The organism is Pseudonocardia sp. ICBG162 (assembly GCF_020496225.1).
Lineage (GTDB): Bacteria > Actinomycetota > Actinomycetes > Mycobacteriales > Pseudonocardiaceae > Pseudonocardia > Pseudonocardia alni.
Genome location: NZ_JAHLJD010000013.1, coordinates 316027 through 338548 on the forward strand (window position 1 = coordinate 316027; position 22522 = coordinate 338548).

The following is a 22522-nucleotide window of genomic DNA, read 5'->3' on the forward strand; positions in this document are numbered from 1 at the left end:
TCGGGTGCATGAGCACCGACTGGCGCCACGACGGCGTCCGGGTCATCCCCGGCGACATGCTCGACGCCAACACCCCGCAGACGCCCGGCATGCACCGCGCCGCCGCCGTCACCGGGGACCGGGTCGGCGCGCAGCGGTTGTGGGCGGGCACGGTGACCATCCACCCCGGCGCCCGCACCGGCGCGCACCACCACGGTGAGCTGGAGAGCGTCATCTACGTCGTCCGTGGCCGCGCCCGGATGAAATGGGGCGAGAATCTGGAGTTCACCGCCGAGGCCGGGCCAGGCGGGTTCATCTTCGTGCCGCCGTTCGTGCCGCACCAGGAGATCAACGCCCTGGACGACGAGCCGCTGGAGTGCGTGCTGACCCGGTCCGGTCAGGAGCCGATCGTGGTCAACCTCGACGTCACCGGGGTGCCCGACCCCGAGCACGTCCCCTGGGTCGACCCCCTGCACCCACCGCACTGAGCAGCGCCGCCACGAGGGCGAGCGCCAGCAGCGTCCCCAGCACGACGTCGATCACCGGCCACGCCCGCACCGACGGGTCCAGCCCCAGGGTGAACACGGCCAGCGGATCCACGAGCCGCCCGCGATAGGCGAGCAGCGTCGCCGGTCCCAGCGCGAGCAGCAGCCCCACGACCCGGCCCGCGGTGCCCGCCGGCCCCGGGTGCCGGCGACCCCACAGCGCCGCGAGCGCGAGCAGCACCAGCCCCGCCAGGATCAGCGGGAGCCAGGCCCGCCACAGCCCGACCGGCAGCACCGGTACCGCCGTCCCCTGCCGGAAGACCAGGCCCGGCACCTGCTGGGCGACGACCAGGACGGCGACCACCGCGGCGACGACCGGTGTCGCCCGGGACGGCGCCACGGGCGGCGGCGCCCAGGGCACCTCGGACGGCACTGCGCTCACGGCGGGCGACGATACGGGGCCCGCCCTCACCCGGGCGTGTGGGCTCCGGGGACGCTGCGGGGGTGGGGGCGGCGGCACCGATGCGGTGGCGCCTCCCGGTGCCGCGCTGGACGGACCTGCCCGCCCCGGCCCGGCCGATGGCGCTGCGCCCGCACCTGGAGGCCTTCCACTCCCCACCTCACCGGCGGCCGGTCGCCGGACTCCTGCGGGTCGGGGGTACCCGCCCGCCGCCGCTGGGCCACGAGCAGCGGCCGACTGTTCCGGCCTGCATCATCCAGGTCGGTGCGGCGCAGCCGGACCGACGTCCGCGATCTCGTCGACCAGACCCCAGGCGAGTGCGGTGTCGGCATCCACGGCGACGCCCGAGAGGGCGAGCCAGAGGGTCCGCCACCGGCCGATCCGGCGGGTGATGCTCACGGTTCCGCCCGCTCCGGGGATGAGCCCCATCGGCAGCTCGGGCAGCCACATCGTCGTTCCCGGCGCGGCGACGACCCGGCCGGCGAATGCCGGCAGCTCGATCCCCGCGCCCACGCATGCGCCGTGCAGGTGCACCTGCATCCGGTCACGCAGCCGGTGAAGCGGACGGGCCGCGCCGGCTCGGGTACGGATCAGGTGCGCCGTCACGAGATCGGGGGTCGTGGCGAACTCGTCGAGATCACCGCCCGCGCAGAACGAAGCTCCTGCGCCGTCGAGCAGGATCCGCTCGACGGACGGATCGAGCAGCGCGATGTCCAGATACGACACGAGGGCGTCCCTGAGCTGACGGCCGTAGGCGTTGCGCCGCTCCGGGCGGTTCAGCGTGAGCCGCAGGAGGTGACCGGTCCGGGCGGCGACGACGGGTTCCGCCACGTCGACCGGGGTGGGGCGGGATCCGCGTCGCTCCGTCCAGGCCGTGAACTCGCGGCCGCCGAGCAGGGTCGAGTAGGCCAGCGACTCGGCGTCCAGAGCCGCGTCGACCGGAAGGGTGGCCGACCACCGCAACAGCCGGGCGAGAACGGTCGCAGCGAGCGGGTGTGCACGAGCGCGGTCGTACAGTGCGGGCACGGCGGCGTCGACGTCGCCGACCGCCACGTGGCGATGGTCGCCCGCGCTACGGACGAGCGTGGTGTCGAGCGCCTCGCACAGGGGGCCCGGGGTCCCGACCCCGACCAGGATCCGGTCGGACCGTCCGGCGGCCGAGGCCACGGCCGGGTCCTCCGCACCGGGACCGTCGAGGTCGACCACCACCAGGGGGTCGGCGAGCTCGTCGAGCCGGTCCGGTGCGAGCCCGGGACCCAGCAGTTCCCGGGGGGCGACGACGGGGACGCTCATCGAGTCGGACCCTACCGTCGGGTCCCGGTAGGGTCCGCGACCGTGGGGGCGTGGGAGGACTGGACGGCCTCGGGGGTCGTCGCGTTGACCGGTCATCCGGACGGCCCGGCTCTCGTCCCGCCGGGTTCGGCGGCAACGGTGGCCGCGGCGCTGGGCTGGCCGTTCGGGGTCGACGGCGCGGCGTTGCTGGGCGAGCGTGCCGCATTGTCCGGTCGCGGTCGGGCCGGTCGCACGGCGGTGGGGGGAGCATCCCGGCTGCTGCGCACCGCGGACGGCTGGGCGGCGGTGTCGTGCGCCCGTCCGGACGATCCGGTACTCCTCGGTGCCGTCGTGGAGCAGGTCCTCCCCGACGACGACCCGTGGCCGGTGGTCACCGCCGCGTTGGCCGCGATGCCGGGACGGGAGCTGGCCGAGCGGGCGGAACTGATCGGTGTGCCCGCCGCGCCGCTCTCGACCCCGGGGGGGACGGCGGCGCCGACGGTCTCCGATGACGTCGACCTGCGCGGCCGGCTCGTCGTCTCGTTCGCGGCGCTCTGGGCCGGGCCGTTGTGTGCCCAACTGCTGGGTCGGGCCGGGGCGCACGTCGTGACGGTCGAGACCCCGCAGCGGCCCGACGGCGCGCGTCGTGGTGACCCCCGCTTCTACGCACTGCTGCACCACGGGGAGCAGCAGGTCGTGCTGGACCCCGACCGGGACCGGGCCGCGCTGCACGCCCTCGTGGCTGCCGCCGACGTCGTGATCGAGGCGTCCCGTCCGCGTGCCCTGCGGGGTTTCGGGCTCAGCGCGGAGCAGGAGGTGGCCCGCGGTGCGACCTGGGTCTCGATCACCGCGGCCGGGCGGTCCTCGGACCGGGTCGGCTTCGGCGACGACGTGGCTGCCGCAGCGGGTCTGGTCGCACGGGACGCGGACGGGGCGCCCGTCTTCGTCGGTGACGCGATCGCCGACCCGCTCACCGGTCTCACCGCTGCCGCGCTCGCGGCGTCCGAGCCCGGGGTGCTGCACGACGTCTCGATGACGGCGGTGGTCGCAGGCACCCTCGACGGGACCGTCGGCGGGCCGTCCGCCGAGGCGCCGCGGCCCCGGCACCGTCCCGTCCCGGATCCCGCTCCCGGGGGCGGGCGGGGTACGGCCGCAGTACTCGCTCGGCTCGGGATCCGTCCGTGACCGCCGGACGCCGACGGACCACGGTTCGTTCGTTCCTCCTGCGCGGCGCCGAGGTCGACGGGCGCCGGACCGACGTCCTCGTACGGGACGGTCGGGTGGTCCCTGTCGACGGCCGCCGGGTCGACGAGGTCGTCGAGTGCGCGGGCGGCGCGCTGCTGCCCGGTCTCGTCGACCATCACCTCCACCTGCACGCGCTGGCGGCGGCCGAACGGTCCGTGCGCTGCCCGTCGGACCCGGCCGCACTGGGACGTGTCCTCGCAGCAGCGGCCGGTGACGTGCACGGATGGGTCCGCGGTGTGGGCTTCCCGGGGGACGACCTCGACGTCGACCTCCTGGACCGGCTGCACCCCTCGCGCCCGGTACGCGTCCAGCACCGCAGCGGTGCCCTGTGGGTGCTCAACACCGCGGCGCTCGAGCGGATCGGACCGCTGGACCACCCCGGTGTCGAGCGGGTGGCGGGAGCCCCGACCGGGCGCATCCTCCGCGGGGACGACTGGCTGCGCAGCCGGCTGCCGCCTGCGGAACCGTTCGACCTCGCCGCCCTGGGAGCCCGTCTGGCCGGGCTCGGCCTGACCGCCCTCACCGACGCCACCCCCGACGTCGAGGCAGGGGCGGCCCGTTCGCTCACCGCGGTGCCGCAGCGCCTCACCCTGCTCGGCGTGCCGCTGGGGGAGACCGCTCCCGAGGGGACGGTCACAGGCCCCTACAAGATGGTGCTCGCGGACTCAGGTCTCCCCGACCTGGATGAGCTGACCGACCGCATCCGGGCCGCCCACGCGGCGCAGCGACCGGTCGCGGTCCACACCGTGACGCGCGAGTCGCTGGTCCTGCTGCTCGCGGCTCTGGACGACGCCGGCCGGCTACCGGGCGACCGTGTCGAGCACGCCGCGCTGGTACCGGCGGAGCTCATCGGGGAGTTGCGTGGTCTCGCGGTCGTGACCCAGCCCGGCTTCCTCGCCGACAGGGGCGACCTGTTCCGCCGGGAGGTGCCCGCGGTGGAGCACCCCGACCTCTACCGGTGCGCCAGCCTGCGCGACCACGGCGTGCCCGTCGCGTTCTCCTCCGACGCCCCCTACGGTCCGGTCGATCCCTGGCGGGTCATCGACGCGGCAGTGACTCGCGCGACGCCCGACGGCGACGCGCTCGGCCCGGGAGAGGCCGTGTCGGCCCGCGACGCGCTCGACCTCTACCTCGCAGGACGACCGGGCGGGCCGGTCCGGCGCGTCACCGCCGGCGCCGAGGCCGACCTGGTACTGATGCACGAACCCTTGGACGTCGCGCTGCAGGCCCCCTCGATGGACGGGGTGCGGCAGGTGTGGATCGGCGGGGTGCCGATGCGTTGACCCGGACGCGGACCGGCCGGATGCTACTGTGAATCCGACGTCGAGTTCGGTCGCGCGTGACGGTGCGCCGACCCGGTGAGGAGCATGCATGGACGGCGCCGACGGGGTGGACGAACTGGACCGCCGGCCGCGTCCGTTGCCGGCCACGGCCCGCGGCAGACGTAGCAGGCAGGCGCTGTTGGACGCCGCACGCACGGTCTTCGCCCGTGACGGGTTCTCCGAGGCCAGGATCACCGACATCGCCGACGCCGCGAAGGTGGCGCACGGCTCGTTCTACACCTACTTCTCCTCCAAGGAAGAGATCTTCGTGGCGCTGATCCACGAGCTCGAGGAGGACCTGCGCAGTCCCGGGCGGGACGACGGCGTGCAGGACGGAGTCCGGGCCCACGAACCCTACGAGTCGATCCTCCGCGCGAACCGTGACTACCTCCAGGCCTACCGCAGGCACGCGGCGATCATGATCGTGTGGGAACAGGTCGCCACACTGGACGCCCAGGTCGAGCGACTGCGGCACGCGGCGAGCGAGCGTTTCGCAGGGCGTATCGAGCTGGTCGTACGGCACTGGCAGGAGACGGGGGCCGCCGACCCCGGGCTCGACGCGCGCTACGCCGCCCTCGCACTCACGGGGATGGTCAGCAACTTCGCCTATCGATGGTCGGCGAGCGGAGCGGACTTCGACGTGACGCGGGCTGCGGAGCAGCTCTCGCTCCTCTGGGCCAACGCCCTGGGGGTCCGGGTTCCCCCGCACCGTCGCTGACGCCGCGACAGCCGTCGCCCCCGTGCGTGTGGCGCCCTGTCACGGTGCCGTTGGGCCCGCCTCCCCATCATTAGATCCGAACTTGACGTCGAAGTCAGGATCGACGTAGCCTCGGCCCATCAGAGCGGATGAGCACAGGGGGTCGGCATGGTGGCCGTGTACTCGGGCCTGCGGGTCGTTGACCTGTCCCAGGGCATCGCCGGGGCGATGGCCACGATGTTGTTGGCCGACGCCGGGGCCGAGGTGGTGCGCATCGACCAGCCCGACGACCGGTTCGCGGAGCTCTCCGGCAACCGTGTGTGGCATCGGGGGAAGCGCCGCGCGAGCCTGGACCCGGTCGCCGACCTCGACACCGTCCGCGGTCTGATCGCCGGTGCGGACGTGCTGGTCGAGACGTTCGAGCAGGCACCCGACGGACTCGACCCGGCAGCGCTCGCACGTCTCAACCCGCGACTCGTGCACTGCTCGATCACCGCCTACGGCGACGCGGCGGCACACCGGGGCAGGCCGGCGGTGGATGCACTCGTCGCAGCCCGTACCGGCCTGTACTGGGAGGCCCGGGGTGTCCCGGGGACCACCATCGGTGCCCTGTCGGGGCGGGTCGACCCACTGGCCGACCTGGAGGTGGACCCGGACACGGCCGTCGGCCCGGATCGCGAGGGCCCGATGTTCATGGGCATCCCGTGGGCCAGCAACGGCGCGGCCTACCTCGCCACGATCGCCGTCGCGGCCGCATTGCGCGCACGCGAGGTCGGCGGTCGCGGGCAACACGTGTCCACGTCGCTGCTGCAGGGAGTGATCTGCTCGACCGCGATCGCCTGGCAGCGGGCGGAGAACCCGGACGCCGAGGACTACCTCGGGTGGACCACCGATCCGCGGGCGCCCAAGGGCTTCTACCGGACCTCCGACGGCCGGTGGATCCAGCAGTGGGTCCAGCTGCCCGGCTTCATGCTGGGGGTCAGCGCCGGTGACGAGCTGGTGCTGCCCGAGCGGGGCGCATCACCCAAGGACGCGGACCTGCGCATCGAGACCTCGTACACCGAGATGGTGCTGCTGCAGCACTTCCACCCCGAGATGGCCGCGGCGGCGGCACGCTTCCCGGCCCAGGACTGGGAGCGCGTCGCGGCGGCGGCCGGGGTGCCGTTCGAGATCGTCCGTTCCCCGGAGGAGGCGTTGCGGGACCCGGCGTTGCTCGCCGACGGCAGCGTCGTGGAACTGCCGGACCCGGAGCTGGGTGCCGTCCGCTGTGTCGGGTCGGTGGTGCGTCTCGGCGACTGCCCGGCACCGATCGAGCGCGGCACGGCGGCCGAGGGTGCCGACACCGCCTGGGCCCGGGAGCAGGCCGCCGTGGCGACCGCCGTGCCGTGGGCAGGGGGAGCGGACGCGGCGGCGCCGCTGGCGGGAGTGCGGGTCCTGGACCTCGGCCTGGCGATCGCGGGCCCCTACGGCGCGCAGCTGCTGGCGGACCTGGGCGCCGACGTCATCAAGGTCAACTCCATGCGGGACGACTTCTGGATGCGCACCCAGTACTCACACATGTCCAACCGCGGCAAGCGCAGCCTGGCGATCGACCTGAAGGACCCGCGCGGCCTCGCGCTGTTCCACGACCTGGTGCGCAGTGCCGACGTGGTGCACCACAACATGCGCTACCCGGCGGCGCAGCGTCTGCAGGTCGACTACGAGTCCCTGCGCGCGATCAACCCGGCGCTCGTCTACTGCCACACCCGGGGCTACGAGCACGGTGACCGGGAGGGCAAGCCGGCCAACGACCAGACGGCGGCAGCGCTGGCGGGTACGGAATGGGTGGACGGCGCCGCGGACGGCGGCGGGACACCGTTGTGGCCGTCGACCTCGCTGGGTGACACCGGAAACGGCCTACTGTCCGCGATCGGTGTGCTGCAGGCCCTCTACCACCGTGACCGCACTGGGCGTGGCCAGCTCGTCGACACCTCGATCCTCTACGCCCACCTGGCGAACGCCTCCGCGGCCTGGACGACACCGGACGGCTCCGTCACCGGGAATCGGCCGGCTGTGGACGCACAGAGCTGGGGGATCTCACCGACGCACCGGATCTACCCCGCGGCCGAGGGCTGGTTGTGCCTCGCTCTGCGTGACGAGACCGACCGTGTCCGACTCGACGCCGCCGTCCCCGACGTCGCCGGTCTGGCCGGGGAGGCGCTGGCCGAGGGACTCGCCGAGGCGTTCGCCTCGGGCACCGCGGAGGCGTGGATCAAGACCCTCGACGACCACGGCGTCCCCGCCGAGGTCGTCGCCCCCGGCCCGGGCACCGTGCTGTTCGACGACCCGGACCTGAAGGAGCGTGGCCTCATGGCCGCGTTCCACCACCCGATGACGGGAGACATGGAGATGGCCGGACGGCTGTTCGACCTGGCCGGTGCGCGGGCGTCCGGACGCTCGCCGATGCTCGGCGAGCACACCCGCGAGATCCTCCGCGAGCTCGGCGTCGCCGACGTCGAGGAGCTGCTCGCCGCGGGTGTGGTCCGCGAATGAACGACTACGCACCGCACCGCGATCGCTGTGCCGTCGCCGGGATCGGGGAGACCGCCTACACGAGGGCGTCCGGGACGAGCGAACTCGGACTCGCCGTCACAGCGTGCGAGGCGGCCCTGGCGGACGCCGGCATCCCGGCGTCGGAGGTCGACGGGATCGTCCGCAACGACTTCGACACCGTCACCCACAACGAGCTCGCCGACGCCCTCGGGATCCCGAACCTGACCTACTGGGGACTGAACGGAGCCGGCGGTTCCGCAGCTCCGGCGCAGATCGCCCAGGCGGTCGCGGCGATCGAGAGCGGACAGGCCTCGACCGTGTTGGTGTTCCGTGCTCTCAACGGACGGTCGGGCGGCGACCGGTACGGGCAGAGCCGGCGGCCGGTGGACGGGCCTGCGGAGGTGGGCGGGGGCAGCACCTACGACGAGTACTTCCTGCCCTACGGTCTCGCCGCGGCGGGCCAGGCCTATGCGATGGTCGCCCGCCGGCACATGATCGAGTACGGCACCACCCCCGAGCAGCTGGGACACATCGCACTGACCTGCCGTGAGCGGGCCAACGCGAACCCGCGCGCGCAGATGCACCACAAGCCCATGACGAGGGCCGACTACGACGCCGCCCGGATCATCTCCGACCCCCTGCGGCTGTTCGACTACTGTCTGGAGACCGACGGAGCCTGCGCGCTGGTCGTGACCTCCGCCGAACGGGCCCGCGACGCGCGGCACGGAGGAGTCCTGATCCGCGCGGTCGCGATGGGCAGCGGCCCGTCGCCCCGGGGCGGCGTGGTCTTCCCGGCGCTGTTCCGCGAGTCGTACACGACCTTCCCGTCCGCCGCGGTCGCCGAGACCCTGTGGACGCGGGCCGGGCTCGGGCCGCGCGATGTCGACGTCGCACAGTTCTACGACTGCTTCACCATCACCGCGCTCGTGCAGTTCGAGGACTACGGGTTCTGCGCGAAGGGCGAGGGCGGCCCGTTCGCCGCGAGCGGTGCGATCGGGCCGGGGGGCTCGCTCCCGATCAACACCGGCGGCGGGCACCTGTCCGAGGGCTACATCCACGGCCTGAACCACGTCGTCGAGGGCGTGCGCCAGATGCGGGGCGGATCGACGTCACAGGTCGCCGGCGGTGAGGTCTGTCTGGTCACCGGCGGGTCACCCCCCGCATCGAGCGCGCTGATCCTGAGGAGGGACTCGTGAGTCTGCCGGTACCCCGCACGACCGACCCGGACCAGGCCGAGTTCTGGGCCGGTGTCGCCGAGGGGCGGTTGCTGGTCGCGATCGGCCAGGACGGCACCGCCGTGCACCCGCCCCGCAACGCCGGACACAACACGCCGATCCGCTGGGTGGAGGCCGCCGGAACGGCGAGGCTCCACTCGTGGACGGTCACCGTCCACACCGTCGACCCGGCGTTCCCGGCTCCGTACACCGTCGTGCTCGTCGAGCTCGACGACCATCCCAGGGTCCGCTTCGTGGGGGACCTTCCCGGTTCTCCGGACCTTCGAGCCGGACAGCCGATGCGAGTCCGATTCGACGACCGCGCCGGGGTCGTCGTGCCGCAGTGGGAGCCGGCGTGACCGCCCGGGACGCTCCCGGCGTGGAGGAGTTCGCCGACGCCGCCCGGGCCTGGCTCGCCTCGCGGCTGCCGGTCCGGGGCGGCGATCCACGCGAGTCGGTGGCGGTGTTCCACGACCTGCCCCACGACGAGGAACGGGCGCTGATCGGCCGCATCCAGGACTGGCTGCGGGTCCGGTACGACGCGGGCTACGGCGCGATCTCCTGGGCGCGCGAGCACGGCGGAGCCGGACTGACCCCGCTGCACGAGGAGGCCTTCGCGGAGGTCGAGCGGGAGTTCGTGACGCCGGGGCAGCACGAGCTCACCTCCGTGTCCACGGCGCTGATCGCCCCGACCGTGCAGATGTTCGGGACCTCGTTGCAGCGGCAACGGCTCGTCGAACCCCTGCTGCGTGGCGATGAGCTGGCCTGCCAGCTGTTCTCGGAACCCTCGGCCGGGTCGGACCTGGCGGGCCTCGCCACCCGGGCGGTGCCCGACGGGACCGGGTGGGTGGTGAACGGGCAGAAGGTCTGGAGCTCGGGGGCACAGTTCGCCGGGTGGGGGGAACTGATCTGCCGGACCGACCCGTCCGTGCCCAAGCACAAGGGCCTCACCGCCTTCCTGCTGCCGATGGACACACCCGGAGTGGACGTACGGCCGCTCCGGCAGATGTCGGGCGGGTCGTCGTTCTGCGAGGTGTTCCTCGACGACGTCCGCATCCCGGACGCACTGCGTCTCGGGGAGGTCGGGAGCGGGTGGGCGGTCACGCTCGCCACCCTCGGCTTCGAGCGCGGCCACTCCGGCGCGACCGCCGACGTGGGTGGTGGGTTCGCCCAGCTCGCGCACGACGCGCGGAAGCTCGGCCGCACCGGTGACCCCGAGGTCCGCAGGGCGCTGGCGGAAGTCTGGCTGGCGGAGAAGGTGGGGGCGCTGTCGGCGCAGCGCGACCGGGAGTCCCGGCTCGACGGGGCCGAACCGGGGCCGATGGGGTCACTGCGCAAGCTGGACTGGGCGCAGCGGCTGAAGCAGGTGTCGGACGCCGCGGCCGTGGTCCTGGGGCCCCGGCTCGTGGCCGACGCCGGGGACGGCACCTACCGCTGGACCGAGCACTACCTGGGCGCACCGGGCTACCGGATCGCGGGTGGCTCGGACGAGGTCCAGCGCACGATCATCGCGGAGCGCCTGCTGGGCCTGCCGCCGGAACCGCGCGCCGACCGCGGCGTGGCGTGGAAGGACATCCCGAGATGACGACGACGGTGGAACGGTCCGTGGCGTCGGCCCGTTCCGGGGCCGCGGCCGGACAGCCCCTGGCAGGCCGGCGGGCGCTGGTGACGGGTGGCTCGCGCGGGCTGGGCCGGGAGATCGCGATCGCATTCGCGGCGGCGGGCGCCGACGTGGCGGTGGCCTCCCGGAAGAAGGACGCGTGCGAGGACCTGGCCGCAGAGCTTGCTGCCGCGACGGGACGCCGCGTGAGCGCGCACGCCGCGCACGTCGGCGACTGGGACCGGCTGGACCCCCTGCTCGACGAGGTCGAGCAGGAGCTGGGCCCGCTCGACGTGCTGGTCAACAACGCCGGCATGGCGCCGCTCTACGACTCGCTCGACACGGTGTCGGAGGCTCTGTTCGACAAGGTCTTCGCGGTCAACGTGAAGGGCCCGTTCCGGCTGATGGCCGCGGCGGGGAGGCGGATGGCCGACCGGGACGGCGGCGTCGTGCTGAACGTGTCGTCGATGGGGTCGAAGCGCCCCACGACGGCGGACCTGCCCTACACCGCGGCGAAGTCCGCGCTGAACACCCTGACGGCCGGTTTCGCACAGGAGTACGGCCCGTCGGTCCGGGTGAACACGATCCTGGCCGGACCGTTCGCCACCGACATCAGCAGGTCCTGGGACCCGGCGACCGTCGCCGCGATGGCCCGGGACTGGCCTGCCCGGCGGGTGGGCGAGCCGGAGGAGATCGTCGGGGCCGCGCTGTACCTGTGCGGTCCGCACGCCACCTACACGACGGGTGCACTGCTGGCCGTCGACGGCGGAAGGCTGGCCGCGCCGTGACCGCCGACGCCGGTTCCGGTCCCGTGGCCGCCGCCGTCCGGACCGTCGACGACTCCCTGTTCACCGAGGACCGCACGGCTCTGCTCGGCAGCCGCTACACCACCTGCGGGGCCTGCACGTTCCCCCGCCAGGACGGGTGCCCGCGCTGTACCGGCGACGCCATGGAGGATGTCGCGCTTCCCCGCCGCGGGAGGTTGTGGTCCTGGACGAGCCAGGGCTTCCGGCCCAAGACGCCGTACACCGGTACGGAGTCCTACGAGCCGTTCGGGGTGGGGTACGTCGAGCTCCCCGGCCATCTGATCGTGGAGACCAGGCTGGTGGAGACGACCCCGTCGAATCTCGAGATCGGGATGCCGATGGAACTCGTCCTGGTCCCCTTCCGCGACGACGACTACGGCTGGCCGGTGCACACGTTCGCGTTCGTGGCGGTGCGCGATGTCTGAGGTCGCCGTCGTCGGGATCGGCATGCACCGCTTCGGGCGCACCCCCGGGGTGTCGGGACGGGCCCAGGCGGTGCACGCCGCACGCGCCGCGCTGGCGGACTGCGGACTGCGGTTCTCCGACATGCAGTTCGGCTTCGGGGGCTCGCACTCCGCCGGGGACGCGGACACCCTCGTGTCCGAGCTGGGGCTGACCGGGCTGCCGTTCATCAACGTCGCCAACGGCTGTGCGACCGGCGGCTCGGCGCTGATCGCGGCGGACGCGGCGATCAGGTCGGGGCAGCACGACATCGGCATCGTGATCGGGTTCGACAAGCATCCCCGGGGTGCGTTCAACACCGACCCGTCCGAGCACGGCATCGGCTCCTGGTACGGCGAGACCGGTCTCATGGTCACGACCCAGTTCTTCGGTATGAAGATCCAGCGATACCTGCACGAACACGATCTGGCCCCGGGGGTTCTGGCGACGATCGCGGAGAAGTCCTTCCGCAACGGTGCCCGCAACCCGATGGCGTGGCGCCGCAAGGAGATCCCGGCGGACGAGATCGCCACGGCTCCGATGATCTCCGATCCGCTGACCCAGTCCATGTACTGCAGCCCGGGGGAGGGTGCGGTCGCGCTCGTCCTCTGCCGCGCCGACCTGGCGCGTCACCACGCACAGGACCCGGTGTTCCTGGCCGGCGCGGCCTTCCGCTCCCGCCGGTACGGCTCCGTGGAGGTGTTCTCCCCGTGGCTGGCGACCGACCGTGCGGACTCACCGACCGTGGAGGCCGCAGCCGCCGCCTTCCGGGCGGCCGGCGTCGACCCGTCCGAGGTCGACGTGGCGCAGATCCAGGACACCGAGAGCGGCGCCGAGCTGATGCACATGGCCGAGACCGGTCTGTGCGCCCACGGTGAACAGGAGGAGCTGATCCGCTCCGGGGCCACCGCCGTTGACGGACGGCTCCCGATCAACACCGACGGCGGCTGCATCGCCAACGGCGAACCGATCGGTGCCTCCGGCCTGCGCCAGGTCTACGAGAACGTCCTCCAGCTCCGCGGCCGGGCGGACGGGCACCAGGTCCCGGGGGGCCCGCGAGTCGGGTTCACCCACGTCTACGGGGCGCCGGGCATCTCCGCCTGCACCGTCCTGACCCGCTAGGAGTGAGTCGATGAGCTGGGGATTCGAGAACGACCCCGAGGTCCAGGAGGAGCTCGACTGGGTCGAGGAGTTCGTACGGACCGAGGTCGAACCGATCGACCAGGTGATCGAGCACGCGTGGAACCCACGGGACCCGGTGCGCAACGCCCTGATCAGGCCTCTGCAGCAGAAGGTCCGCGACCGCAAGCTCTGGGCCTGCCACCTGGGGCCCGAGCTCGGGGGACCGGGCTACGGCCAGCTGCGGCTCGCGCTGCTCAACGAGAAGCTGGGCCGAACCCACTCGGGCCCGGTCGTCTTCGGCTGCCAGGCCCCGGACTCCGGCAATGCGGAGATCCTCGCGCACTACGGCACGGACCACCTGAAGAAGACCTACCTCGAGCCGCTCGTCGAGGGCGACATCGTGTCCTGCTTCTCGATGACCGAACCGCACGGGGGCTCGGACCCGACGGGATTCCGGACCACCGCCCGGCTCGACGGCGACGAGTGGGTGATCAACGGGGAGAAGTGGTTCTCCAGCCACGCCCTGTTCGCCGAGTTCCTGATCGTGATGGCGGTGACCGAGCCGGACGCCGCGGCGCACCGGTCGATGTCGATGTTCGTGGTCCCGGCCGCCACCCCCGGGATCGAGCGCGTCCGCGACGTCAGCGTCTGGGGTCACGACGAGCCGGTGGGCACCCACCAGTACCTGCGCTACACCGATGTGCGAGTGCCCGCCGAGAACCTCCTCGGCGAGCGCGGCCAGGCCTTCGCCGTGGCCCAAACCAGGCTCGGTGGCGGGCGGATCCACCATGCGATGCGCACGGTCGGGCTGGTGCAGAGCGCCTTCGAGATGATGAAGCGCCGCGCGGTCTCGCGGACGACCAAGGGTGAGCGACTGGCGGACAAGCAGCTGGTACAGGAGATGATCGCGGACTCCTGGATCCAGATCGAGCAGTTCCGGCTGCTGGTGCTGCGCACGGCCTGGCGGATCGACCGGTACAACGACTACCGCAGGGTGCGGGCCGACATCTCCGCGGTCAAGGCCGCGATGCCGAAGATCCTCGCCGACGTGGCGGGCCGGGCGATCCAGATCCACGGCTCGCTGGGCATCTCCAAGGAGCTGCCGTTCGGCAAGTGGGTCATGGAGTCCTTCCACATGGGACTCGCCGACGGCGCCACGGAGGTCCACAAGGTCAACCTCGCGCAGTTCCTGCTGCGGGGGACCGAACCCGACGACGGCCTGTTCCCGCCCTACATCCTGCCCACTCGACGCGCCGAGTCGCGAGAGCGGTTCGCCGAGGTCCTCGCGGCGGCGGCCGACGACGGAGGCGAGGTCCGTGCCTGAGCCCACCAACCGGGACGGCGACACCGCTCCCGTCCGTCCCGGCGAGGACCTGGACTGGCCACGCGTCGAGGCGCATCTGCGTTCCGAGCTGCCGGAGCTCACGGGGGAGTTCTCCGTTCTGCAGTTCCCGCACGGCTCCGCCAACCTGACCTACCAGCTCCGCTTCGGCGACACGAGGCTGGTGCTGCGCCGGCCACCGTTCGGACGCATCGCGCCGGGAGCCCACGACATGGGGCGGGAGTACACCGTGCTGTCCCGCCTCGGCGCGGTGTTCCCCCGCGCGCCTCGGGCGCTGATGCTGTGCACCGACCACGAGATCGTGGGATCGGACTTCTTGCTGGTCGAGTACCGGTCCGGCGTCGTGGTCTGGGACGCCGTGCCCGCGTCGATGGCCGAGGTCCCGCAGGCGGGACGTCGGATCGGGCTCGCGGTGGTCGACGCACTCGCCGACCTCCACCGGGTCGTCCCGCAGGAATGCGGACTCGGTGACCTCGGGCGGCCCGACGGGTTCCTCGCACGCCAGGTCCGAGGGTGGCGCAAGCGGTGGGACCTGGCGGCCACGCCGGATGCCGACCCGCACGCCGCGGGCCTCGGCGAGAGCCTGGCCGCCACCCTGCCGGCCTCCGGCCCCCCGGCGGTCCTGCACAACGACTTCAAGATCGACAACTGCCAGTTCGCCCCGTCCGATCCCGACGAGGTGGTGTCGGTCTTCGACTGGGACATGGCCACGCTCGGGGACCCGCTGGTGGACCTCGGTACGTTGCTGAACTACTGGCCGGACCCCGAGTACGGCGACGCGGGGGCACTCGCGGCCCTCGGTCTGTCGTCGCTGGGCCTGCCCGCCCGCGACGAGCTGGTCGAGCGCTACGCGGTCCGTTCCGGCGTGGCGGTCGACGAGGTCGACTGGTACGAGGCCTACGGCTGCTTCAAGACCGCTGTGATCCTCCAACAGCTCTACGCGCGCTTTGTGCGCGGGGAGACCACGGACGAACGGATGGCGGCCCGTGGCGACCACATCGCCGTGCTCGTCGAGCGCGGTATGGCCCGCCTGCGTGCACCCCGCTCCGCCGCCTGACCTGGAAGGACAGTCATGATTCTCAAGCCCGGTGCCCGGCTGTGGTCGCCCGAGTCCTCGACGGCGATCGTGGTCGTGCGTCCGCCGACCGGTGACGTCGCGGTCACCTGTGGCGGAGCCACGATGGTCGACAGCGAGCAGTCCGCGGGTGGTCCGCCGTCCGGCGGGACCGTGTTGGGGAAGCGCTACAGCGACCCCGGCTCCGGTCTGGAGGTGCTCTGCACCCGCGGCGGCTCCGGTCCGCTCGCCGTCGACGGCAGGACCATGGACATGGTCGGTGCCCGCGCCCTCCCCGCGAGCGACTGATGAACCCGTCGCTGCTCCTGGAGATGGTCGCCGGCGCCGCGCCCGACCGTCGTGCGGTGGGTGGGACGACCTACGCCGAACTCGACGCGCGCGCCACCGCCGTGGCGGCCGCTCTCCACGAGACCGGGGCGACCCACGTGGCGTTCGTTGACGAGTACTCCGAGACCGTGCCGGTGCTGTTCTACGCGGCGCAGCGCGCCGGGTTGCCGTTCGTCCCCCTGAACTACCGGCTCTCCGACGACGGCCTGCGCTCCGCGCTCGCCCGGATCGCCCCCGCCGTGGTGGTCGCGGGGGAGGGCCAGCACGGCCGGTGTGCCGGGATCGACGGGATCACCGTGCTCGACGCGCCACCTGGTGCCCCGGACCACGACACCCTGCCCGCCCCCGCGCAGCCCGACGACGCGACAGCAGTCAGCGTCCTGTTGTTCACCTCGGGGACCAGCGGCGATCCGAAGATCGCCGTGCTGCGGCCGGGTCACCTCACGTCCTACGTGCTGTCCACGGTGGACTTCCTGTCCGCGGGGGAGGACGAGACGCAGCTCGTCGCGGTCCCGCCCTACCACATCGCCGGGGTCTCGACGGTCTTGACGAGCCTGTTCGCCGGCCGCCGCATCGTCGTGCTGCCGTCGTTCACCCCGCAGGCCTGGGTCGACAAGGTGATCGCCGAGTCGGTGACCCACGCGATGGTCGTGCCGACGATGCTGGGGCGGATCCTGGACGTCCTGGAGGAGCGGGGGACGGGCCTGCCCCTGCTCCGGCATCTGTCCTACGGCGGGGGCCGGATGCCCGGCCCGGTCGTGGAGCGCGCGCTCCGCCTGCTCCCACATGTGGACCTGGTCAACGCCTACGGCCTCACCGAGACGAGCTCGACGATCGCGGTGCTCGGCCCGGCCGACCACCGTGCCGCCGTGGACTCGCCGGACCCCGCGGTGCGTGCGCGGCTCGGCTCCGTGGGCCGCCCGCTGCCCGGCGTCGAGGTCGAGGTCCGGTCGGCCGACGGCCGACGGGCGGAGCCGGGCGAGGTGGGCGAGGTCCACGTCCGCGGGGAGCAGGTCTCGGGCGAGTACCTCTCGCACGACGCGACCGGTGCCGACGGGTGGTTCCCCACCCGCGACCGCGGCCACCTCGACGCCGACGGCTACCTGTTCCTCGACGGCCGGGCCGACGACGTGATCGTGCGCGGCGGGGAGAACCTCTCGCCCGGCGAGATCGAGGACGTCCTGCTCACCCACCCGCAGGTCGCCGACGCCATGGTCCTCGGCGTGCCGGACACGGAGTGGGGCGAGGTCCCCGTCGCCGCCGTGGTGCCGGTCGGCAACGTGCCGGCGGACTTCGAGCTGCGGCTCCGTGAGTACGTGCGGACCCGGCTCCGCTCGGCCAAGACGCCGGCGCGGGTGTTCCTCCGCGGCAGCCTGCCGCACACCGACACCGGCAAGGCGCTGCGCCGCGTGCTGCGCGCCGAGCTGGACACACGAGTGGAGCAGATGTGCGACTGACCCCCGACGAGGACGCCGAGGAGCTCCGGGGAGTCGTCCGGGCGTTCCTGGACAGGCACTGCCCGGCCGGGCCGGACGACGGTCCCGGGTGGTCCTCCGCCACCTGGGCCCGGTTCGCCACCGAGCTGGGTGCCGTGGCGCTCGACGTGCCCGAGGAGCACGGCGGGGCCGGGGCGACGTTCCGCGAGGTGGCGGTCGTCGCCGAGGAGCTCGGCAGGTCCGTGACCCGGTTGCCCTGGTTGGGCACCTCGGTGCTCGCCGTCGGTGCCCTCCGGGAGCTCGACGCCCCGGATCTGCTGCAGCGGCTGCTCACCGGTGACGCGACGGGGACCCTGGCGATCGGCGCCGAGGTGGTCGCCACCGACGGGAGGCTGAGCGGCGAGGCGCCGCTCGTCGTGGACGGGGCGAGCGCGGACGTCGTCCTCGTGCCCGCCGGCGGGTCGCTCTACGCGGTCGAGGACGGCGCCGTACGCGAGCGTCTGCGGGCGATGGACCCGACCCGGGAGCTTGCGCACGTCCGGTTCGACGACAGCCCGGCACGACTGCTGAGCACCGATGCGGCATCGCTGGTCGAGCGGGTCCGGCACCGGGCGGAGGCGGCGCTGGCCGCCGAGCAGGCCGGCGGGGCCGCGGCGGCGCTGGACATGGCGGTGGCCTACGCCGGCGCCCGGCTGCAGTTCGGTCGCCCGATCGGGAGCTTCCAGGCGATCAAGCACCGGTGCGCGGAGATGATGGTCCGGGTCGAGGCCGCGCGGTCCGCCGCGCTGTGGGCCGCCGCAGCCGTGAGCGACGGGGCCCCGGACACCGAACTGGCCGTCACCACCGCCGGCGCGGTGTGCGGTGAGGCCTACACCTGGGTCGCCGCGGAGAACGTCCAGGTCCACGGCGGGATCGGCTTCACCTGGGAGCACCCGGCGCATCTGCACGTCCGGCGCGCGGCGACGGACGCCGTGCTGTTCGGGGACCGGCACCGGCGTCACGAGCGCGTGCTGGAACTGGTCGGAGTGGGCTCGTGAAGGGCCGGGAGTGGCACCTTCGGCGCAGGCCGCGTGGCACCCCCACCGCCGACGACGTCGCGCTCGTCGAGGTGATGGTGCCCGAACCGGGGCCGGGCGAGGTGCTGGTCCGCAACACCGCGATGTCGGTGGAGCCGTACATGCGCGGACGGATGTCGGAGACGCGCTCCTATGCCGACGCCTACCCCCTCGGCGCGCCCATGACCGGGCACGCCGTCGGTCGGGTGGTCGCATCGGGTCCGGACGGACCGCCGGTCGGGAGCTGGGTCCGTCACGAGCTGGGGTGGCGCGAGCTGGCCGTCGTCCCCGGCGACGCCGTGGACGTCGTGGACGTCGAGGGCGTCGACCCCGCCGCCTTCCTCGGCGTGCTCGGGCTCACCGGCATGACCGCCTATGTCGGCCTGCGGCGCATCGCCGCCCTCCGCCCCGGGGAGACCCTGTTCGTCTCGGCCGCCGCAGGCGCCGTCGGCTCCACGGCCGGCCAGATCGCGAAGGCACAGGGATGCGTCGTGGTCGGGAGCGCAGGTTCGCCGGAGAAGGTCGCCCGGCTCACCGGGGAGCTGGGCTTCGACGCCGCCTTCGACCACCGCGCCGGGCCCGCCCGCGAGCAGCTCGCCGCAGCCCTCGAACGGGCGGGTACCGACGGCATCGACGTCTACTTCGACAACGTCGGGGGCGAGCAGCTCGAAGCCGCGGTCCGCCGGATGCGCGAGGGCGGCCGGCTCACCCTGTGCGGCGCCATCGCGACGTACAACGCGACCGAACCGGTTCCGGGACCGCGCAACCTGCTGCTGATGATCTGGCGTCGGCTGCGGATGGAGGGCTTCCTCGTCGGGGACCACGAGGACCTGCGACCCGACTTCGAGCGGGACATGCGTGCGTGGTTGCGAGCCTCCATGGTCCGTCCACTGGAGACGCGGGTCACCGGCGGCATCGAGGCGGCCTGGCCGGCCTTCCTGGACATGCTCGACGGCGGCTCCGTGGGCAAGAGCATCGTCGACCTGACCTGACCCCACCTGACGCGTCTGCGCCGGCCACAAGCTGTCCGCGGCTGCTGCGTGTCCGGGGAGGCCTCTCTCCCCGGACACGGCCGACGCCTGCCCGGTGCCGCCGGGTCGGGACACCCGAACAATTCGAACTTGACGGCAACTTCGAGTTCGTCCAAGCTGGAAGCCTCGAGGGCGCCGTCGGCGGCGCCCCGACCGACGAGTGTGGAGTGGTCGATGGCGACTACCGAACCCACCCATCCCGCTACCGGCGGGTCCCGATTCTCGGAGGCGGAGCGAGCCGCCACCGGCCGCCGGGCGAGCATTGCCGCCGCGGCCGGGACCGCGATCGAGTACTACGACTTCGCCGTGTACGGGTACATGACCACCGTGCTGGCCGCGCTGTTCTTCGCGAACGACGACCCGGTCACCGGCCTGCTCGCGACGCTGGCGGTGCTGGGGAGCGGCTTCCTCGCACGTCCGCTCGGCGGCCTGTTCTTCGGTCGTCTCGGCGACCGCGTCGGACGGCGCAAGGTCCTGCTGATCACCGTCGTGCTGATGGGCGTCGCGACGGTGCTCACCGGGCTGCTCCCGACCTACGCGACGATCGGTCTGGCCGCCCCGGCCCTGCTCACCCTCCTACGGGTGGTCCAGGGCTTCTCGGCGGGCGGCGAGATCGGCGGCGCCGCGGCGCTGGTGGCCGAGTCCGCGCCGCACAAGCGGCGCGGGTTGTTCGGTTCGGCCACGTCCATCGGCGTTGCGGCGGGTATGGCGTCCGCCGCGGTCGTGGTGGGGCTGGTGGCCCTGATCGCGGGCGACCAGATGACGACCTGGGGCTGGCGCGTGCCGTTCCTGGTGAGCTTCCCCCTGCTCGTGCTCTGCCTGTTCTACCGGGTGCGGATCGAGGACTCGCCGGTCTTCCAGGAGATGGCGGCGAAGCACGAGCCGCCCAAGGCGCCGGTCAGCGAGGTCTTCCGCCGGCACCCCAGGGCGGTTCTGCAGCTGATCGGCCTGGCGTTCGGCCAGATGGTCGCGGGTGGGATCGGTTCGGTCTACCTCGTCGTGCACTTCTCCCAGCTCGGGTACGCGCTGACCGGCTCCACGTGGCTGATCGCCGTCATCGCCGTCATGCCGATCGCGCTCATGCCCTGGGCGGGCGGTCTGTCCGACCGGCTCGGACGCAAGCGGGTGGTCGCAGCGGGGTTTATCGGGTTCGCGGTGCTCGCGATCCCCTGCTTCTGGCTGATGGAGCAGGGCAGCCTGGGGCTCGCCCTCGTCGCGGGCCTGGTGCTCAACGTCCCCTACGGCATCATCCAGGGGGTCATGTACACGATCTTCGCGGAGCTGTTCCCGACTCGCGTCCGCTACAGCGGTGTGTCCATCGGCTTCAACCTCGCCGGTGTCGTCGGCGCCGCGCCCTACCAGCTGGTCGTCACCTGGCTGATCGCGGTCACCGGCATCATGCTCATGCCGGCCTTCTACATGATCTTCGCTGCGCTGGTCGCGCTGCTGACGCTGTGGACCATGGCGGAGACCAGGGGTGCCGACTTCCGGGAGGAGCTGCAGCCATGACCGCACCGCAGGACCAGCGGCTCGACGGACGGTGGATCGTCGTCACCGGCGGGAGCAAGGGCATCGGCCTCGGCATCGCCCACGCGTTGCTGGCCCGCGGGGCCCACGTGGGCATCGTCGCCCGGAGCGCCGCCGATCTGGAGTCCGCACGGGGCGAACTCGACGCGGCCGCCCCTGCCGGTTCGCAGGTCGCCGCCTTCCAGGCCGACACCGGGGACGCCGCGGCCGTCGAGCGACTCGGGGCCGAGCTCGGCGAGCGGATCCCGGTGCTGCACGGCCTGGTCGCCAACGCGGGAACGGGTGGCCTCACGTCGTTCCTCGATCTCGACGTGGCCGAATGGGACAGGATCATGACCGTCAACCTGCGCGGCACGTTCCTCGTCGCGCAGATGGCGGCCCGGCTGATGATCCCGCACCCCGGCACCGACCGCTCGATTCTCGTCGTGTCGTCGGTCCGGGCTCGTCAGTTCCGTCCGGGGACCCTCGCCTACTCGTGCTCGAAGGCGGCGGTGGACCAGTTCGTGCGCGGGACGGCGATCGAGCTCGCGCCGCACGGCATCCGGGTCAACACCGTGGCCCCGGGTATGACGGTCACCCCGCTGATGCTGGAGCGGACGCCCGACGTCGAGGAGATCGCCGCGGAGCGGATCCCGCTGGGACGGGCGGGTCTGCCCTCCGACGTCGCCCGGGCCGCGGTGTTCCTGCTCGGCGGCGGTGCGGGCTTCGTCACCGGCGCGAACCTGGCCGTCGACGGCGGGGAGGCCCTGCTGTGAGCACGGTGGTGCTCGTCGGCGCCGGGGACATCGCGGTCTCCTCGGCCATCGAGCTGCGCGGCGGCGGCTTCGACCGCGCCGTCGTCCTGACCCGCGGTCGCTCGTCGAGCGGGGAGTCGGCCTGTGCCGTTCTGACCGAGCAGGGCTACCGGGCCGAGGCTCTGCGCTGCGACGTGTCCGACTGGGATTCGTTGGCGGCGGTCGCCGCCCGGGTCGACGGGCCGGTCCGCGCCCTCGTGTACTCCCCGGCCGGTGACCGCGACTTCCGGCCGCTCGACGAGCTTTCCCAGGACGCATGGGACCGGGCACTCGACGTGTTCGCCGGGGGACTGGTCGGTGCGGTCAAGGCGTTCGCCCCGAACCTGACGCGCGGCGCGTCGGTCGTCGCGCTGTCGGGCACGTCGGCGCACTCGGTGGTGAGCAGCATGCATCTCGCCATGGGGAGCGCGAAGGCCGCGGTCGAGCGTGCGGTGACGTACCTGGCGGCGGCGCTCGGTCCGGCGGGTGTCCGCGTCAACGCCGTCGCGAGCGGGCCGGTCGAGACCGCCACGATCGTGCGCGGTCTGGACGACGCCGGACTCGACCGGTTGCGCTCCTGGCAGTCGGCGGTCACCGTGCCCGGTCGGCTGGCCAGGCCCGCCGATGTGGGCCGCATCGTCGCGGCACTGTGCGGACCCCAGCTGGAGTGGATCACCGGTCAGGTCCTGCTCGCCGACGGCGGTGCCTCGGTGATGCCGCCGGACCAGGGCCCGCACTCGATGAGCGGGCTGCTCTCCGACCACGGCAGGCAGGCGTAGGC

Annotated in this window: 22 protein-coding genes; 20 read left to right on the forward strand and 2 right to left on the reverse strand. The window is 73.1% G+C overall.

Going from position 1 to position 22522, the window contains the following annotated elements; all coding sequences use genetic code 11:
* The first annotated feature begins 8 nt into the window (after positions 1-8).
* A complete protein-coding gene (locus tag KPL60_RS04810) occupies positions 9-467 on the forward strand; it encodes a cupin domain-containing protein (RefSeq protein WP_062395347.1) in 459 nt (152 codons plus the stop codon).
* Here KPL60_RS04810 and KPL60_RS04815 read toward each other — a convergent pair.
* Together KPL60_RS04815 and KPL60_RS04820 are read right to left on the reverse strand one after the other, a co-directional pair.
* Complete coding sequence (locus KPL60_RS04815) at positions 406-906, reverse strand: hypothetical protein (RefSeq protein ID WP_226365026.1); 501 nt, start codon at positions 904-906, stop codon at positions 406-408. The two genes, KPL60_RS04810 and KPL60_RS04815, sit on opposite strands and share 62 nt — an antisense overlap.
* Before the next feature lie 270 nt (positions 907-1176).
* Positions 1177-2217, reverse strand: a complete 1041-nt coding sequence (locus tag KPL60_RS04820; protein ID WP_226365027.1) for an enoyl-CoA hydratase/isomerase family protein — start codon at positions 2215-2217, stop codon at positions 1177-1179.
* A 42-nt stretch (positions 2218-2259) separates the two neighbouring features.
* On the opposite strand from KPL60_RS04820, the gene KPL60_RS04825 reads away from it, so the two are divergent.
* The 19 genes from KPL60_RS04825 (at position 2260) to KPL60_RS04915 (ending at position 22520) form a co-directional block, all read left to right on the forward strand.
* Positions 2260-3381: a CoA transferase gene (locus KPL60_RS04825; protein ID WP_226365028.1), complete on the forward strand. Its 1122-nt coding sequence runs from the start codon at positions 2260-2262 to the stop codon at positions 3379-3381.
* On the forward strand, positions 3378-4724 hold the full coding sequence (locus KPL60_RS04830) for an amidohydrolase family protein (RefSeq protein WP_226365029.1): 1347 nt from the start codon (positions 3378-3380) through the stop codon (positions 4722-4724). The genes KPL60_RS04825 and KPL60_RS04830 overlap by 4 nt, the downstream gene beginning before the upstream one ends.
* An 88-nt stretch (positions 4725-4812) precedes the next feature.
* On the forward strand, positions 4813-5481 hold the full coding sequence (locus KPL60_RS04835) for a TetR/AcrR family transcriptional regulator (RefSeq protein ID WP_226365030.1): 669 nt from the start codon (positions 4813-4815) through the stop codon (positions 5479-5481).
* 147 nt (positions 5482-5628) lie between these two features.
* Positions 5629-7992: a CoA transferase gene (locus KPL60_RS04840; protein ID WP_226365031.1), complete on the forward strand. Its 2364-nt coding sequence runs from the start codon at positions 5629-5631 to the stop codon at positions 7990-7992.
* Positions 7989-9188, forward strand: a complete 1200-nt coding sequence (locus tag KPL60_RS04845) for a lipid-transfer protein (protein ID WP_226365032.1) — start codon at positions 7989-7991, stop codon at positions 9186-9188. Before KPL60_RS04840 ends, KPL60_RS04845 begins: the two co-directional genes overlap by 4 nt.
* Positions 9185-9565, forward strand: coding sequence for a Zn-ribbon domain-containing OB-fold protein (locus KPL60_RS04850; protein WP_226365033.1), 381 nt, complete (start codon positions 9185-9187; stop codon positions 9563-9565). Before KPL60_RS04845 ends, KPL60_RS04850 begins: the two co-directional genes overlap by 4 nt.
* Positions 9562-10791, forward strand: a complete 1230-nt coding sequence (locus KPL60_RS34490) for an acyl-CoA dehydrogenase family protein (protein WP_226365034.1) — start codon at positions 9562-9564, stop codon at positions 10789-10791. The genes KPL60_RS04850 and KPL60_RS34490 overlap by 4 nt, the downstream gene beginning before the upstream one ends.
* Positions 10788-11594 carry an SDR family NAD(P)-dependent oxidoreductase gene (locus KPL60_RS04860; RefSeq protein WP_226365035.1) on the forward strand — a complete coding sequence of 269 codons (807 nt, stop codon included), beginning with the start codon at positions 10788-10790 and terminating at the stop codon, positions 11592-11594. Before KPL60_RS34490 ends, KPL60_RS04860 begins: the two co-directional genes overlap by 4 nt.
* Positions 11591-12037, forward strand: a complete 447-nt coding sequence (locus tag KPL60_RS04865) for a Zn-ribbon domain-containing OB-fold protein (RefSeq protein ID WP_226365036.1) — start codon at positions 11591-11593, stop codon at positions 12035-12037. The genes KPL60_RS04860 and KPL60_RS04865 overlap by 4 nt, the downstream gene beginning before the upstream one ends.
* Positions 12030-13175, forward strand: a complete 1146-nt coding sequence (locus KPL60_RS04870) for a thiolase family protein (protein WP_226365037.1) — start codon at positions 12030-12032, stop codon at positions 13173-13175. The genes KPL60_RS04865 and KPL60_RS04870 overlap by 8 nt, the downstream gene beginning before the upstream one ends.
* Positions 13176-13185: 10 nt before the next feature.
* Positions 13186-14499, forward strand: a complete 1314-nt coding sequence (locus KPL60_RS04875; RefSeq protein WP_226365038.1) for an acyl-CoA dehydrogenase family protein — start codon at positions 13186-13188, stop codon at positions 14497-14499.
* On the forward strand, positions 14492-15574 hold the full coding sequence (locus KPL60_RS04880) for a phosphotransferase family protein (RefSeq protein WP_226365039.1): 1083 nt from the start codon (positions 14492-14494) through the stop codon (positions 15572-15574). Before KPL60_RS04875 ends, KPL60_RS04880 begins: the two co-directional genes overlap by 8 nt.
* Positions 15575-15589: 15 nt before the next feature.
* Positions 15590-15880: a hypothetical protein gene (locus KPL60_RS04885; RefSeq protein ID WP_226365040.1), complete on the forward strand. Its 291-nt coding sequence runs from the start codon at positions 15590-15592 to the stop codon at positions 15878-15880.
* Positions 15880-17376, forward strand: a complete 1497-nt coding sequence (locus KPL60_RS04890) for a class I adenylate-forming enzyme family protein (RefSeq protein ID WP_226365041.1) — start codon at positions 15880-15882, stop codon at positions 17374-17376. Before KPL60_RS04885 ends, KPL60_RS04890 begins: the two co-directional genes overlap by 1 nt.
* Positions 17367-18392: an acyl-CoA dehydrogenase family protein gene (locus tag KPL60_RS04895; protein WP_226365042.1), complete on the forward strand. Its 1026-nt coding sequence runs from the start codon at positions 17367-17369 to the stop codon at positions 18390-18392. Before KPL60_RS04890 ends, KPL60_RS04895 begins: the two co-directional genes overlap by 10 nt.
* Complete coding sequence (locus tag KPL60_RS04900; protein ID WP_226365043.1) at positions 18389-19402, forward strand: NADP-dependent oxidoreductase; 1014 nt, start codon at positions 18389-18391, stop codon at positions 19400-19402. The genes KPL60_RS04895 and KPL60_RS04900 overlap by 4 nt, the downstream gene beginning before the upstream one ends.
* A gap of 213 nt (positions 19403-19615) precedes the next feature.
* The gene (locus KPL60_RS04905; RefSeq protein WP_226365044.1) at positions 19616-20950 is read left to right on the forward strand and encodes an MFS transporter; all 1335 of its coding nucleotides are present in this window, start codon (positions 19616-19618) and stop codon (positions 20948-20950) included.
* Entirely contained in the window at positions 20947-21723 is a 777-nt protein-coding gene (locus tag KPL60_RS04910) for an SDR family NAD(P)-dependent oxidoreductase (protein ID WP_226365045.1), read from the forward strand. The genes KPL60_RS04905 and KPL60_RS04910 overlap by 4 nt, the downstream gene beginning before the upstream one ends.
* Complete coding sequence (locus KPL60_RS04915; RefSeq protein ID WP_226365046.1) at positions 21720-22520, forward strand: SDR family oxidoreductase; 801 nt, start codon at positions 21720-21722, stop codon at positions 22518-22520. The genes KPL60_RS04910 and KPL60_RS04915 overlap by 4 nt, the downstream gene beginning before the upstream one ends.
* The last annotated feature ends 2 nt before the right edge of the window (positions 22521-22522 follow it).

Coding starts and splice junctions, on each gene's coding strand:
- KPL60_RS04810 (WP_062395347.1), top strand. CDS start 9: ATGAGCACCGACTGGCGCCACGACGGCGTCCGGGTCATCCCCGGCGAC.
- KPL60_RS04820 (WP_226365027.1), bottom strand. CDS start 2,217: ATGAGCGTCCCCGTCGTCGCCCCCCGGGAACTGCTGGGTCCCGGGCTC.
- KPL60_RS04835 (WP_226365030.1), top strand. CDS start 4,813: ATGGACGGCGCCGACGGGGTGGACGAACTGGACCGCCGGCCGCGTCCG.
- KPL60_RS04840 (WP_226365031.1), top strand. CDS start 5,629: ATGGTGGCCGTGTACTCGGGCCTGCGGGTCGTTGACCTGTCCCAGGGC.
- KPL60_RS04845 (WP_226365032.1), top strand. CDS start 7,989: ATGAACGACTACGCACCGCACCGCGATCGCTGTGCCGTCGCCGGGATC.
- KPL60_RS04860 (WP_226365035.1), top strand. CDS start 10,788: ATGACGACGACGGTGGAACGGTCCGTGGCGTCGGCCCGTTCCGGGGCC.
- KPL60_RS04870 (WP_226365037.1), top strand. CDS start 12,030: ATGTCTGAGGTCGCCGTCGTCGGGATCGGCATGCACCGCTTCGGGCGC.
- KPL60_RS04875 (WP_226365038.1), top strand. CDS start 13,186: ATGAGCTGGGGATTCGAGAACGACCCCGAGGTCCAGGAGGAGCTCGAC.
- KPL60_RS04885 (WP_226365040.1), top strand. CDS start 15,590: ATGATTCTCAAGCCCGGTGCCCGGCTGTGGTCGCCCGAGTCCTCGACG.
- KPL60_RS04890 (WP_226365041.1), top strand. CDS start 15,880: ATGAACCCGTCGCTGCTCCTGGAGATGGTCGCCGGCGCCGCGCCCGAC.
- KPL60_RS04905 (WP_226365044.1), top strand. CDS start 19,616: ATGGCGACTACCGAACCCACCCATCCCGCTACCGGCGGGTCCCGATTC.
- KPL60_RS04910 (WP_226365045.1), top strand. CDS start 20,947: ATGACCGCACCGCAGGACCAGCGGCTCGACGGACGGTGGATCGTCGTC.